This window comes from Micromonospora sp. NPDC049374 (assembly GCF_040677165.1).
GTDB lineage: Bacteria > Actinomycetota > Actinomycetes > Mycobacteriales > Micromonosporaceae > Micromonospora.
This window is the reverse complement of sequence record NZ_JBFAQH010000005.1, coordinates 270992-285140: the sequence shown is the minus strand read 5'-3', so window position 1 is coordinate 285140 and position 14149 is coordinate 270992. Positions and strand designations below refer to the sequence as shown.

The following is a 14149-nucleotide window of genomic DNA, read 5'->3' as shown; positions in this document are numbered from 1 at the left end:
TCGGCGGTGCCGGACGGCGCACTAGACTCCGCGTTCGATGGACGTTGAGTCGACTGCCGCCGCCGATACCCGCCCCTGCGCCCACTGTGGGCGTGACGTGCCGCAGCGGGCCGGTGCGGGCCGCCCGTTCCGGTACTGCCGGGACAACGACGGCGCCTGCCAGCGGGCCTCCCGTAACAGCCGCATGCGGCACCGCAACGCCCCGGGCCTGCCCGGGCAGGTGGCCCGGACCTGGGAGGCGGTGGACCGGCTCGACCAGATCGTGGTCACCCTGACCGAGGCGCTGCACGCCGAGTTGTCCCCGGCCGGGGTGCAGCGGCAACTGTCCCAGCTGCGCGCGGAGACCGCCGGGGAGATCGCGGCGGCGCAGGCCGAACGCGACGAGGCGCTACGGGCCGCCGAGGACGCCGCGGCCCACGCCGAGCGGCAGCGTCGGCAGGCTCAGGCGGCGACCGTCGAGCGTGACGCCGCCCGCGACGAGGCCGCACGCGCGACCGAGCAGGCCGCCTCGGCCGCACACCGGGCGCAGGACGCGCAGATCGCCCGGGACGAGGCGCGGCGGGAGACCGCCGCCGCGCAGGCGTTGCGGGCGCAGGCCGAGGCGGACCGGGACGCCGCCCGCGCCCAGTCGACCTCGGTGCGGGCCGACCTGGCCACCGAACGCCGTCGCAGCGCCGACCTGGTCGCCGAACGCGACGCTGCCCGTACCGAGGCGGAGCGGGCCGCCAACGCCGCCGCCGTGGCGCTCGCCGAGGCCGACCGGCTGCGGGGCGAGGTGGACCGGACGCAGGCCGCAGCCGGGGAGGCCCGTGCCGAGGCGGAGCAGGCCAGGGCGGAGGCTGCGCGGGCCCGTGCCGAGGCGGAGCAGGCCCGTGCGGAGTCGGCCTCGGCCCGCGCCGAGGCCGAGCGGGCGGAGCAGGCGCGGGCGCAGGCCGACGCCGACCGTGAGCAGGCGCGGGCGCAGGCCCGTCAGGCCGGAGAGCAGCAGGCCGCGCTCACCGCCCGCGCCGACCGGTTGGGCGAGGAACTGGCCGGCCTGCGGGCAACGCTCGGCGGTGCGGAGGCTCGGGTGAGCGAGCTGACCGTACGCCTACGCGCCACCGAGGCCGACCGCGACGACGCCCGTGAGCGGGTGGCGCAGCTCGCCGCGAAGGTCGCCGACCTGGCCACCGCCCTCACCCGCCCCACCGCCTGACCGTCCCGCTCCCCCTGCCGGGCGTCGATCATGCAGTTGTGGCACCCCAGAAAGCGCGCCATCCGGACAAATCGACTGCCATAACTGCATGATCGGCAGGCGCGGGTGAGGGAGGATGGCGGCATGGGTAAGACGTATGAGCGCATCGAGGGGCGGCTGCGGGAGTTCATCGAGACACAACCGATGTTCTTCACCGCGACCGCGCCGCTGGCCGGCGACGGCACCGTCAACCTCTCCCCGAAGGGCCTGCGCGGCTGCCTCGCGGTGCTCGACGAGCAGACGGTGGCCTATCTGGACTTCGCCGGCAGCAACGCCGAGACCATCGCCCACCTGCGGGAGAACGGCCGGATCACCCTGATGTGGTGCGCCTTCACCGGCCCGCCGAACATCGTGCGGGTACACGGTCGGGGCGAGCCGGTGTTCCGGGACGATCCCCGCTTTCCCGACCTGCTGGCGCACTTCCCGGACATCGACACCACTCTGCACGGGCTACGGGCGATCATCGTGGTGCACGCCCGGCTGATCCGCGACACCTGCGGCTACGCGGTACCACTGATGACCTACGACACCGACCGGGACCTGCACGGCCGCCGTTTCGCCCGGGAGGACGACACGTCGCTGGACGCCTACTTCGCCGGCAAGGACGACATCGCCACCAGCATCGACGGCCTGCCGGGGCTGCCGTTGCCGCTGCCACCGACGCCGCGGACCGGCTGACCGGCCGCGCGGACCACCCACCACCGGATGCCCGACCGGCGCGTCAGCCCACCGCGGCGCCGCAGGAAGGCCCCGGCCGGTTACCATTCCCGCTGGCGGTGACGGTCCGCCGAGACGACCCGGCCGGGACGACCCCCGCCGGGCGTACGTCATGGCCGGCTACCCTGGACTGCGCACCCGGGTGTACGGGGTTGTCGAGGCGTGGCCGTGGGAATGGCCCGGCGGAGACGGACCGTTACACCGATAGGACCTGCACCACCGAAGAGGGGAAGTCGATCATGGGCGAGCGTATGCTGCGCGGAAGCCGACTGGGCGCGGTCAGCTACGAATCCGACCGCAACACGGAGCTCGCGCCGCGGCAGACCCGCGAGTACCTGTGCGCCAAGGGTCACCAGTTCGAGGTGCCGTTCGCCGTCGACGCCGAGGTGCCGACCACCTGGGAGTGCAAGTTCGACGGCAGCGTGGCCCGACTGGTCGACGGCAGCGAGCCGGAGCAGAAGAAGGCCAAGCCGCCGCGTACCCACTGGGACATGCTGCTGGAGCGGCGTTCGATCGCCGAACTGGAGGACATCCTGGCCGAGCGGCTGCAGGAGGTTCGCACCCGTCGCGGTCGCGCCTGACCCGATACGTCAAACGGTGCCCCCGGGAGGATCCCGGGGGCACCGTTTCGCGTCTGTCAGCGGGGTTCCACGATCTCACCCTCGATGGCTTCCCCCTCGACCACCGGAGGCACCGCGGAGGCGGACGTCTGCGGCGTCATCGTCGGGCTCTTCGGCGGCGGAGCCTGCCCCGGCTGCTGCGGCCCGCCCCGGTACACCCGCACCCGACGGGGACCGAACAGGTCACCGGCGGTCATCGACGACACCCGGCGTTCGGCGGCCCGCTGCACCCCACCGCGGGTCAACCGCCGCACCGGCGGCACCAGCAGCAACAACCCCACCAGGCCGCTGACCAGCCCCGGGGTCGCCAACAGCAGCGCACCGAGCAGCCCCACCAGCCCGTCGGTCACCTGCCGACCGGGCGGCCGACCCGACTGCGCCGCCTCCCGGAAACCCCGCCACGCCCGCACGCCCTCCCGGCGCAGCAACACCAGACCCAGCAGCGAGGCCGCGAACACCAGCAGCGTCGCCGCACCGAACCCGAGCGCCCGACCCACCACCACGAACACGGCGATTTCCACGGCCACGGACACCAGCAGAGCCAACGGTACGAACCTCAGTGCTCGGCGCATATCACCCCATCCGCCTCACGGCGCCTCATCGTGTCGGCCCCGCCCCGGCGGCGCAGCCGTCCCGTCCGTCCAGCATGACACGCCGCCCGCTCAGGGCCACCGCGCCTGTGCGGCGGTGGCCGCGTGCAGCCCACGCCGCACCGCCGTACGCCGGTCGCGTACCGCCCAGCCGGTGATGCGCCACAGCGCCTCGACGACGATCAACGGGCTCATCTTGCTGGCACCGCGTTCCCGCTCGGCGAAGGTGATCGGCACCTCCACGATCCGCGCACCCGCACGGTGGGCCAGCCGGGACAACTCCACCTGGAACGAGTACCCCTGCGAGCACACCGAATCCAGGTCCAGGGCGTCCAGCACCCCAGCCCGGTAGACCCGGTAGCCGCCGGTGGCGTCGGCGACCGGCATACCCAACGCCAGGCGCGCGTACAGGTTGCCGCACCGCGACAGCAGCAGCCGCCGCAGCGGCCAGTTCACCACCCGGGCACCCCGGGTCCACCGCGACCCGATCACCACGTCGGCGTCGCGGGCCGCGGCCAGCAACGCCGGCAGGTCCTCCGGGGCGTGTGAGCCGTCGGCGTCCATCTCCACCACCGCGTCGAAGCCACGCCGCCGCGCCCACGCGAACCCCGCCAGGTACGCCGCGCCGAGCCCCTGCTTGCCCTCCCGGTGCAACACGTGCACCCGCCGGTCCCTGCCGGCGATGCCCTCGGCGATCACACCCGTGCCGTCCGGGCTGTTGTCGTCGGCGACCAGAATCTCCACCTGCGGTGCGGCCCGGCGGACCCGCCGCACGATCCCGGTGACGTTGTCGGCCTCGTTGTAGGTGGGGATGACCACCAGCACCCGACCCACGCCGGGCACCCCGGTCATCACCGGACGGATGTCGGTTCCGCGTACCACCGCTGCCCCCTTCACCCCGGGTGGGCGGCCCCCGGTACGGATCGGCCGTCCCGCCGGCGCCGCAGCACCGCCGCGCCGACAAGCGCGGCCACCGCCAACCCGGCCAGCGCCACCTCCGGCAGCACCCCGACCCGGGTGGCCAGCGTGCGCCCCTCGGTCAGCCGCAGCTGCCGAACCACGACCGCGCGGGTGTTGAACCCGGTGGCGTCGCTTACCCGCCCGTCCGGGGAGACGAACCCGGACACCCCGACCGTGGAGGCCATCAACGCCCCACGCCCGTGCTCCACGGCCCGCAGCCGCACCATGGCCAACTGCTGACGCGCCTCGGCCTCGTCGAAGGTGGCGTTGTTTGTCTGCACCACCAGCAGCTGCGCCCCACCGATGACGGTGTCGCGGACCAGCCCGTCGTAGGCGACCTCGAAGCAGATCACGTCCCCGAGCACCACCGGCCCGCTGTCGACCACCCCCGCCTCGGTGCCGGCCACGAAGTCGGCCCGTACCCGGTCGACCTGGTCGCTGACCATCCGGGCGATCCGGCGCAGCGGCACGTACTCGGCGAACGGCACCGGATGCCGCTTGATGTACAGCTGCTCCAGGTCGGGTCCGCTGCCCGGCCGCCACAGCAGCCCGGCGTTGCGCACCTGCCCCCGCTCCGGCCCGAACAACACCGCACCGACCAGGATCGGCACCCCGACGGCGTCCGCGGCGGCGGAGATCCGCGCCCCGGCCGAAGCGTTGCGCAGCGGGTCGATGTCGCTGGAGTTCTCCGGCCACACCACCAGGTCCGGTCGCGGCCGGGTGCCGGCGGTGACCTCACCGGCCAGCGCGATTGTGGCCTCGACGTGGTTGTCGAGCACGGCCTGCCGTTGGGCATTGAAGTCCAACCCGAGTCGCGGCACGTTGCCCTGCACGATGGCCACCGTCACACTCGCCGCCGCACGGGTCGTGGCCACCGGCGCCAGCAGCCCACCGGCGAGCAGCAGCAGCACCGCCGCGGCGCACCCCGCCGCGGGCACCCACCACCGGACATCGGCGCCACGGCGGGCCCGTGCCGTCCACCACGCCCCGACGACAAGCAGCCCACCGGCCAGCGCCACCGCGAACGTCACAAGCGGCGCACCACCGAGCGCGGCCAGCCGCAGCAGCGGCGAGTCGTCCTGCCCGAACGCCAGCCGCCCCCACGGAAACCCGCCGAACGGCGTCCGGTCGCGCAGCGCCTCCTGCCCCACCCACAGCACGCCGGTCAGCGCCGGCCACGCCACCGGGAACCGGTCGGCCAGCGGCGACACCCACGCCGTGGCCATCCCCAGCACCGCCACATAGCCGGCCTGCAACAACGACAGCAGCACCCACGGCAGGTAGCCGGTGTGCAGGTTCGTCCAGGCCAGCAACGGCGCGAACAGGGTCAGACCGGTCAAAAAGCCCAGACCGGCGCCGGCCCGCAGCCGCCGCCGGTGGGTCGCGGCGGCCAGCAGGGCCACCCCGACCGGCGCCAGCGGCCACCACCCGTACGGCGGGAAGGCCAGCAGCAACGCCAGGCCGGCGGCCACCGCCATGGCGACGGCCACCGGCAGGCGCACCGGACCCGCCGTCACCGGGGCAGGTGGCGGCGGGTCGGACCCGGCGATGCGGTCCACGGTCGTCACGGGCGGGTCGGGCGCGATCACGCGCCGAAGGTTACCCGTCCGCCGTGACCGAGCGCCCGGCCGCCGGTCGCCGAGCGGTCCCAGGCGAGGTGCCCACGGCCGTCACCGGCGGCGGGCCAGCAGGACGGCGTCGTGCACGACGATGTCGCGTCCGTCCGGGTCGGTCACCGTCCGGGGTCGGGCCTGCGCGGTCAGCACCTCGAAACACGCCGGGTCCAGCTCCGCGGCGACCTGCTCGGCGGTGTACATCATCTCCGGGTAGTGCATCCGGCCGGCGGTGGTCCGCAGGTCCCGTGGGTGATGCCCGACGACCAGCAGCCGGCCGCCGGGCGCGACCGCGTCGGCCAGCCGGGCGAACACCTCCCGCCGAGGCTCCGGCGGCAGGTGCATGAACTGCGCCGACACCAGGTCGTACGCACCGGGTGCCGGTGACCACGTGAGCAGGTCGGCGTGGGTCCACTCGATCCGGGCGGCCAGCTCGGCGCCGGCGGCCCGGGCGTGGCCGGCGGCCCGCTCCAACGCGACGGTGGAGATGTCCACCGCGTGGACCTGCCAGCCGCGCTCGGCCAGCCACACCGCGTCGGCGCCCTCACCGCTGCCCACGTCCAGCGCCCGACCGGGCGCCAACTCACCGACCTCGGTGACCAGCTGCGGGTTGGGTCGGCCGCTCCACACCGCCGGCTTGGACCGGTAGCGCTCCTCCCACGCCGCCTCGGTGAACATGGTCTCCCGCTGCCGCCGGTGCTCGGCCACCGCGTCGCGGGTGTCCTCCTCCACCAGATCCATGTTGATCATCGCCCCGGCGGTGAGGCCAGCCCCGGCGGCCCGGATCACCTGACCGGTCACGTCGGTCACGTTGCCGGCCACCCACACCCCCGGCACGTCGGTGGCGCCGTTGGCGTCGGCCGGAATCCGCCTGCCGATGACGTGCCCGGAATGCTCCACGTCGACCGGGGTCAACCCGAGCGACTCCAGCAGCGCCGAGCGGGCCGTCATCCGGGAGGCCACCACCACGGCGTCGAGTTCCACCAGGTCCCCGGAGTCCAGCCGCACCCCGGCCAGCCGGTCCCCGGTGGTCTCCACCCCGACGACCCGCCCGGGCACCACGGCCACGCCGCGGGCCGCCAACTCTTCGGCCTCCTGCGGCTGCGGCGGCGCGCTGTCGTGCAGCAGCAGCCGCACATGCGGGCTCCACTGCCGCCACAGCTTCGCCGCGTGCACCGCCAGCGGCCCGGTGTCCAGCACCCCGATCACCTGGTCCCGGACCTCCCAGCCGTGGCAGTACGGGCAGTGCAGCACGTCACGCCCCCACCGCTGTGTCAACCCGGGCACCTCGGGCAACTCGTCGACCAACCCGGTGGTGACCAGCAACCGCCGGGCCCGCACCCTACGCACGCCGTCGACGGTGACCACGAAGCCGCTGTCGTCGCGGGTGACCGCGTCGACCCGCCCGGCCACGACCTGCCCGCCGTACGCGGTGACCTCCGCGCGGCCCACGGCCACCAACTCCCCCGGCGGCGTGCCCTCCCGCCCCAGATAGTTGTGCACCCCATGAGCCGGGGCGTTACGTGGCTCCCCCGCGTCCACCACCAGCACACTGCGCCGCGCCCGGGCCAACGCCAGCGCCCCCGCCAACCCGGCCGCCCCGCCGCCGACCACCACCACGTCATACCTGTCGTCCATGTCCGCCCCCTCGTCGGTGATGCCTCACACCTTGCAACCAACCCCGCGGATCGACAAGTATTCTTGCTGTTATGGCAAACGAGGAGGCGGCGGTGCTGGCAGCGGTCGGACCCCGACTGCGAGCCCTACGCAAACAACGCGGCACCACCCTGAACGAACTCTCCGACACCACCGGCATCTCGGTGAGCACCCTGTCCCGGCTCGAATCCGGCCAGCGCCGCCCCACCCTGGAACTGCTGCTGCCACTGGCCCGCGCCCACCAGGTGCCCCTGGACGAACTGGTCGGCGCACCCGCCGTCGGCGACCCCCGGGTCCGCCCCCGCCCCATCGTCCGCCACGGCATGACGTTCCTGCCGCTGACCCGCCGCCCCGGCGGCCTACAGGCGTTCAAACAAATCCTGCCCCCACACACCCCCGCCGAGGCGCAGCAACAGTCCCACGAGGGCTACGAGTGGCTGTACGTGCTCTCCGGCCAGCTCCGGCTACGCCTCGGCGACCACGACCTGCTCCTCGCCCCCGGCGAGGTCGCCGAGTTCGACACCCGGATACCGCACTGCGTCACCAACCCCGGCCCCGAAACCACCGAGGTGCTCAACCTGTTCGGCCCGCAGGGCGAACGCCTGCACGTACGCGCCCGCCCCACCAGCTGAACCACACCGGCGGACACAGACGAAGTCGGGGCGCGGCATACGCCGCGCCCCGATGCTCCCAGGCCCCTCCCGGCCGGTGCGGCGGAATGTGGCACGCCGACCTTCGGACCGACCCGACGGTGACTGGCTGTCCCCGCCTGGCCGTTGTCTACTGGCCGTGCACCCCATCCTGCCCGTACACCGGTAACCGCGGCCGGTTCGCGCCGCCCCGCCGACCCCCGCCCGCTGGACCTGGCCGCCGCGACTGAACATGCACCGTGTCGCTCGGCCAGCGGACGAAGGGACGAAGCGAACAACAGCCGCTTCCCGTGGTAGGACTCAAAGACGGTACGTGGCCCACCCCCGACCTTGTCAACCCACCCCCGACGAGTCGTCGCCTCATCCCCGGCGTGTCGTGGCGGCCACCACCGGTGGCGGCACCCCGGGCCGCCACCACCACCGGCCGCCGACAGCAGCCGTCCACCCTGGTCAACCCAACAGCGGCCGCAACAGCGCCCGAGCCGCCACCGGATGCTCCTCGGCGAGCAACCCCGCCGCGGCCAGCACATAGTCGGTGTCCACCACCGGTCGGGCCGCACGCGGCAACGCCCACCCACCGGCATGGTCGGTCAACACCGCGTCCAACACCCCGGCCGCGTCGTTGTCCGGGGCGTGCCGCAGCACCCCACCGGAACCGACCAGCAGCCGCACATCCCGCAGATCCCGGCCGGCCCGCTCACCGGTGCCCACCCCACGGGCGTGCCGACGCAACGCCACCGTCGCCGCCAACGCCGCGATCCGCGCGTCGACGGCCCGCCCGGCCGCATCAGCCGGCAGGAACCCGGGATCGGCGGCCCGCACCGCAGCCTCGGCCGCCAACCCGTCGACCGCCCCCGCCGCGACGAGACGCTCCTCGACGGCCGCCCGCAGCACCCCGGGGGCGCTCCACCGCACACCCAGGTCCCCCTCGACCGTCCGAGCCCGCCACAGCTCACCGGCCACCTCCCGGCCCGGCCCGCTGGCCCGCTCGTCCGGGGTGAGCACCGAATACACGTCCGTCGTCGCGCCACCCACGTCGACGACCACCAGGTCACCGCCGGCCACGTCGGCGAGCACCTCCACCCCCGACAGCACCGCATCCGGCGTCGCCGCCCGCACCAGCCGGGCGAACCGACCACCCCGCGACAACCCCTTACCACCGATCACATGCCGCAGGAACACCTGCCGGATCGCCGACCGCGCCGACGACGGCGCCAACACCCCGATGCGAGGCAACACATTGTCGGCCACCGTCACCGGCACCCCCGCCCCGGCCAACAACCCGTGCAGGTCGTCACGGACGTCGACGTTGCCCGCCAACACCACCGGCACCCGCCAGCGGGCCCGCGCCAACCGTGTCGCGTTGTGCGTGAGCGTCTCCGCGTCCCCGCCGTCGGTGCCACCCACCAGCAGCACCACGTCCGGGCGGGCCGCCCGCAACGCCGTCACCTCCGCGCGACCCAGCCGCCCGGCCGCCACGTGCACCACATCCGCCCCCGCCGACAGGCCGACCCGGCGACCTGCCTGCGCGGTCACCAACGGCTCGTAGCCGACCACCGCCAGCCGCAACCCACCACCCGCCGACGAACACACCAACCACGGCACCTCACCCGACCCGAAGCCGACGGTGGCCGCGCCCACCGCCGCGTCCAGACCGCGCAGCACATCCGAACCCACAGTGGTCGGCACCGCCGCCGCCGACACCAGCCCACCACCGTCGAGGTCGACCACCGCCACCTTCGTGTACGTCGAACCGACGTCGGTGCAGACCGCGACGTTCACACCGCAGCGGGCACGACCACCGTGCCGGTCGCCGTCACCGCCACCAACGGCTCCGCCAACACCTCCGCCGCCGACGAACCCCGATCCGGCCGACCCCGACACACCACCCGGGCCTCGAAGTCGATGGTCCGACTACGGGTACCCACCCGGGTCACCGTCGCCACCACCTCCAACACGTCACCGGCCCGCATCGGCGCCTTGAACTGCACATCCGAATACGACGCGAACAACCCCTCGTCACCGTCGGTCCGAATACACACCTCGGTCGCCACATCCCCGAACAGACCCAACGCGTACGCCCCGTCGACCAGATCACCCGCGTAGTGCGCATGCGCGTACGGCACATACCGACGATGCGTCACCGTCACACCCAACCGCCGGTCCGTCATGCCACCCTCGCCTTCCTACCCGTGATCAACGCGTGGACCAGATAGGACGCCACCTCACCCGGGGTCGTACCCCGACCGAAGATCCGATCCACCCCCAGCTCAGCGGCCTGCGACTCGTCGAACCGCGGCCCACCCACGATCAGCAACGGTCGCCGACCCGCCGGCATCGCCTCCCGGAACGCCGCCGACATCTCCCGCGTGTTGTGCAGATGCGCATCCCGCTGCGTCACCACCTGCGACACCAGCACCGCATCGGCCCGCGCCACCCGCGCCGCCTCCACCAACTCCGGCACACTCACCTGCGCACCCAGGTTCGTCACCGCCAACTCGCGGTAGTACTCCAGGCCCTTCTCCCCCGCGATCCCCTTCACATTCAAAATCGCGTCGATGCCCACCGTGTGCGCATCCGTGCCGATACACGCCCCCACCACCGACAACTTCCGCCGCAACCGCCGCTTGACGACCGCGTTGACCTCCTTGGCGCTCAGCAACGGAAAGTCCCGCTCCACCACCCGCACCGCCGACAGGTCCACCAGATGGTTAACCCGCCCGTACACCACGAAAAACGTGAACCCGTCACCGATCGGCTTCGCGTGCACCAGCAACGCCGGATCGACACCCATCCTGTTCGCCAACTGCACCGCCGCACCCTCGGCCCGCTTGTCATGCGGCACCGGCAACGTGAACGACACCTGCACCATGCCGTCACCGGTGGTGTCCCCGTACGGCCGCACGACACTGCCGCCCGTCATGGCCGGACCTCCTCGGGTCGCGACTGCGGGACCCGCTCGCCGCGCTCGCTCATTCCTCGCGCTCCCGGCTGCTCCAGGATCTCCGTGGCCGGGTTGTAGTAACCCGCCTCGTGCCGCGCCACCCCGTCCAGACCCTTACCCCGGTCCGCCGGCCGCTTCATGATCCCAAACGTGCCCTCGGCGATCGCCGTCAACAACGACTGATCCCCGATCCGCTCCAGCAGATCCACCGCCTCACCCAGCACCCGGTTCGCCCGCTGCTGAATGAACCCACCCGGCACCGGCACGAAATCCTCAGCCAACCCACCCGCCGCACCGAGCACATACCGCACGTTCTGCAACGCGATGTCCCGGTCCGACAACCACGGCGTCACCACCGCCTCCGTCATCATCCCCACCAGCAGGATGCCCTGCCCGGTCACCGTGCCCACCAGGTTGAAGAACCCGTCCAGCAGATTCCCCCGAAACACGTCCCCGGTCATGTGCTTCGTCGGCGGCATCCACTTCAACGGCGCATCCGGAAACAACTCCCGCGCCAACAACGCGTGCGCCAACTCCAGGCGCAACGACTCCGACACATCAGGGTTGATCTCGAAAGCGTGCCCCAGCCCCAACTGCCAGTCCGCCAACCCCGCCTCATGCGCGAAATACTCGTTGAGCAACTGCGACACCGTCACCGTGTGCGCCTCGTCCACCGCGTCCGCGGTGGTCAGGTAGTTGTCCTCACCGGTGTTGATGATGATCCCCGCCCGCGCGTGCACCTGCCGCGAAAACCGCTGATCCACGAACGTCCGCACCGGATTGATGTCCCGGAACAAAATCCCGTACATCGAATCGTTGAGCATCATGTCCAACCGCTCCAGGCCCGCGAGGGTCGCCATCTCCGGCATGCACAACCCCGACGCGTAATTCGTCAGCCGCACATACCGACCCAACTCCTTCGACGACTCATCCAACGCCGCCCGCATCAACCGGAAGTTCTCCTGCGTCGCGTACGTCCCCGCGAACCCCTCCCGCGTCGCCCCCTCCGGCACGTAATCCAGCAACGACTGCCCCGTCGACCGGATCACCGCGATCACATCCGCCCCGGCCCGCGCCGCCGCCTGCGCCTGCGGAATGTCCTCGTAGATGTCCCCCGTCGCCACGATCAAATAGATCCACGGCCGCCGCGGCGGATCCCCGAACCGCTTCACCAACCGGTCCCGCTCGGCCCGCCGCCGATCGATCCGCCGGATCCCCGCCGCGACCGCCTTCCGGGCAGCCCGCCGCGCCACCGTCGCCGCCCGACCCGACGGCACCCGGAACCGCACCGACCCCGCCGCCGCCTGCTGCGCCAGCAACGTCACATCGGTGATCTGCTCCCGCGCCAGGGCGTCGAACACCGGCACCGCCACCCCGTGCCCCAGACCGACATCCGCCACCACCGCGTCCACCAGCCGGTTCACCCACGGAATACCGTCCGGATCCGCACCGACCACCCCGGCCAGCCGCAGCACCGCCCGCTCCACCGACACCGTGGTATGACCACGCGCCAACTCCACCACCGGCCGCCCGGCCCGCCGCGCCAACTCCCGCGCCCGCGCCACCAGCACCGGATCCAGATCAAGCTTCCCCGTCACGCGGACCCTTCCTCATAGATCACCTCGCCGCGCAACACCGTGCGCCGGCACACCGGCAACGGCGTCGGATCATCCGCACCCCGCGCCTCCGGATCCGCGGCCTGCAACACCGGCAACCCCCGCTCCACCCCCGCAGGCGTCGACCACACCACGAACGTCGCCGGCGCACCCAACGCCAGCACCCCCTCGTTGTCCAGATGCACCGCCCGCCAACCACCCCGCGTGTGCGCCGCGAACGCCGCCCGCACACTCATCCGCTGCACCGGGTTGTGATGCGCCACCGCCGCCCGCACCGAACCCCACGGATCCAACGGCGTCACCGGCGAATCCGAACCGAACGCCAACGCCACCCCGACCCCGTGCATCGCACCCATCGGATTCGACGCCAACGACCGCGCCAACCCCAACCGCGACTCATACATCCGGCCCGCGCCACCCCACAACCGGTCGAACGCCGGCTGCATCGACGCCACCACCCCGAACTCCACGAACCCGGCGATCAACCGCCGATCCACGATCTCCGCGTGCTCCACCCGATGCCGCGCCGCCCGCAACCGCTCCGTACCCAACCGCCGCGCCGCCCCCGCGAAACCCTCAAGCACCGTCGACACCGCCGCGTCACCGATCGCATGGAACCCGCCCTGCATCCCGTGCGCCGCACAATCCAACAAATGATCACGAACCTGGTCCGCGCTCAGATAACCGTGACCACACCCGTCACCATCGACATACGGCAGCGACAGATGCGCCGTACGCGAACCCAACGCACCATCGGCGAACAGATCACCACCGGCACCGACCGCACCCAACTCCCGCGCCCGAGCCGCACCACCCAACTCACCCCAGTACCCGTACACCTCCGGCACCCCCGCACCGGAAATCGCCAACAGGCCGGTGAAATCCTCCTCGTCGGAAATCTCCGGCCCACCGCACTCGTGCACCGCCGCGATCCCCACCGACGCCGCATACCCCAACGCCATCCGCTGCGCCGCCACCCGCTGCGCCCGCGTCACCGACGCCCGCGCCACCGCCCGCACCACATGATGCGCGTCCCGACGCAACCAACCCGACTCGTCGTACCCCGACCCGGCCACCGCCTCCGGACACGCCGCCAACAACGCCTCCGACACCAACGCCGAATGGATCGACGCCTGCGACAGGTACACCCGCCGACCATCGACCGCCCGACCCAACTGCGCCGCCGACGGCGGCTGCGCCACCGGCCACGTCGACTCGTCCCACCCGTGCCCCAGCACCACCGCGTCCGCCGGCAGCCCCGCCGCGTACGCCGACACCGCGTCCAACAACTCACCGGCCGACCGCACCCCGGACAGATCCAGCCCGGACAACACCAGACCCGTGTCGCTGACATGCACATGCGCGTCCACGAAAGCCGGCGTCACCAACGCACCGTCCAGCTCCACCACCCGGTCCGCCGACGGGGCGTCGGCATCCGAACCCAGCCACACGATCCGCCCGTCACGGACCAACAGCGCCGTCGCGGACGGATCCGCCGGGCAGTGCAGCACACCAGCGCGGTACAACGTCGAGGGGTTGTTCGTCATGA

Annotated in this window: 12 protein-coding genes and 1 pseudogene; 4 read left to right on the top strand and 9 right to left on the bottom strand. The window is 72.6% G+C overall.

Annotated elements, in window-relative coordinates:
- The first annotated feature begins 37 nt into the window (after positions 1 to 37).
- The 3 genes from AB0J93_RS11575 to AB0J93_RS11565 all read left to right on the top strand — a co-directional run bounded on the left by AB0J93_RS11575 (position 38) and on the right by AB0J93_RS11565 (position 2532).
- A complete protein-coding gene (locus AB0J93_RS11575) occupies positions 38 to 1195 on the top strand; it encodes a hypothetical protein (RefSeq protein ID WP_363920727.1) in 1158 nt (385 codons plus the stop codon).
- A gap of 123 nt (positions 1196 to 1318) precedes the next feature.
- A complete protein-coding gene (locus AB0J93_RS11570; RefSeq protein WP_363920725.1) occupies positions 1319 to 1912 on the top strand; it encodes a pyridoxamine 5'-phosphate oxidase family protein in 594 nt (197 codons plus the stop codon).
- Between the two features lie 278 nt (positions 1913 to 2190).
- Positions 2191 to 2532, top strand: a complete 342-nt coding sequence (locus AB0J93_RS11565; protein ID WP_046564157.1) for an RNA polymerase-binding protein RbpA — start codon at positions 2191 to 2193, stop codon at positions 2530 to 2532.
- 56 nt (positions 2533 to 2588) lie between these two features.
- On the opposite strand, the gene AB0J93_RS11560 is transcribed toward AB0J93_RS11565, so the two are convergent.
- The 4 genes from AB0J93_RS11560 to AB0J93_RS11545 form a co-directional block, all read right to left on the bottom strand.
- Positions 2589 to 3143: an FxsA family protein gene (locus AB0J93_RS11560; RefSeq protein ID WP_363920723.1), complete on the bottom strand. Its 555-nt coding sequence runs from the start codon at positions 3141 to 3143 to the stop codon at positions 2589 to 2591.
- Between the two features lie 90 nt (positions 3144 to 3233).
- Positions 3234 to 4013, bottom strand: a complete 780-nt coding sequence (locus tag AB0J93_RS11555; RefSeq protein ID WP_363920913.1) for a polyprenol monophosphomannose synthase — start codon at positions 4011 to 4013, stop codon at positions 3234 to 3236.
- A 41-nt stretch (positions 4014 to 4054) separates the two neighbouring features.
- The gene (gene lnt / locus AB0J93_RS11550; RefSeq protein WP_363920911.1) at positions 4055 to 5671 is read right to left on the bottom strand and encodes an apolipoprotein N-acyltransferase; all 1617 of its coding nucleotides are present in this window, start codon (positions 5669 to 5671) and stop codon (positions 4055 to 4057) included.
- A 120-nt stretch (positions 5672 to 5791) separates the two neighbouring features.
- Positions 5792 to 7372, bottom strand: coding sequence for a bifunctional NAD(P)/FAD-dependent oxidoreductase/class I SAM-dependent methyltransferase (locus AB0J93_RS11545; protein ID WP_363920721.1), 1581 nt, complete (start codon positions 7370 to 7372; stop codon positions 5792 to 5794).
- A 71-nt stretch (positions 7373 to 7443) separates the two neighbouring features.
- Here AB0J93_RS11545 and AB0J93_RS11540 point away from each other — a divergent pair, with 71 nt between their 5' ends.
- Positions 7444 to 8022: an XRE family transcriptional regulator gene (locus tag AB0J93_RS11540; protein ID WP_363920719.1), complete on the top strand. Its 579-nt coding sequence runs from the start codon at positions 7444 to 7446 to the stop codon at positions 8020 to 8022.
- Positions 8023 to 8490: 468 nt separating this feature from the next.
- Here AB0J93_RS11540 and AB0J93_RS11535 read toward each other — a convergent pair whose 3' ends face one another.
- From AB0J93_RS11535 to AB0J93_RS11515, 5 genes and pseudogenes are all read right to left on the bottom strand, one after another.
- Complete coding sequence (locus AB0J93_RS11535; RefSeq protein ID WP_363920717.1) at positions 8491 to 9822, bottom strand: glutamate mutase L; 1332 nt, start codon at positions 9820 to 9822, stop codon at positions 8491 to 8493.
- Complete coding sequence (locus AB0J93_RS11530) at positions 9819 to 10211, bottom strand: hotdog domain-containing protein (RefSeq protein WP_093402361.1); 393 nt, start codon at positions 10209 to 10211, stop codon at positions 9819 to 9821. The genes AB0J93_RS11535 and AB0J93_RS11530 overlap by 4 nt, the downstream gene beginning before the upstream one ends.
- Positions 10208 to 10963 (bottom strand): OAM dimerization domain-containing protein, encoded by a 756-nt coding sequence (locus AB0J93_RS11525; protein WP_363920714.1) that lies wholly within the window; start codon positions 10961 to 10963, stop codon positions 10208 to 10210. The genes AB0J93_RS11530 and AB0J93_RS11525 overlap by 4 nt, the downstream gene beginning before the upstream one ends.
- A gap of 59 nt (positions 10964 to 11022) precedes the next feature.
- Positions 11023 to 12582 (bottom strand): annotated as a pseudogene (locus AB0J93_RS11520) (lysine 5,6-aminomutase subunit alpha); the annotation flags it as partial.
- Complete coding sequence (locus AB0J93_RS11515; protein ID WP_363920712.1) at positions 12579 to 14147, bottom strand: amidohydrolase; 1569 nt, start codon at positions 14145 to 14147, stop codon at positions 12579 to 12581. The gene AB0J93_RS11515 and the pseudogene AB0J93_RS11520, both read right to left, overlap by 4 nt.
- Between the last annotated feature and the right edge of the window lie 2 nt (positions 14148 to 14149).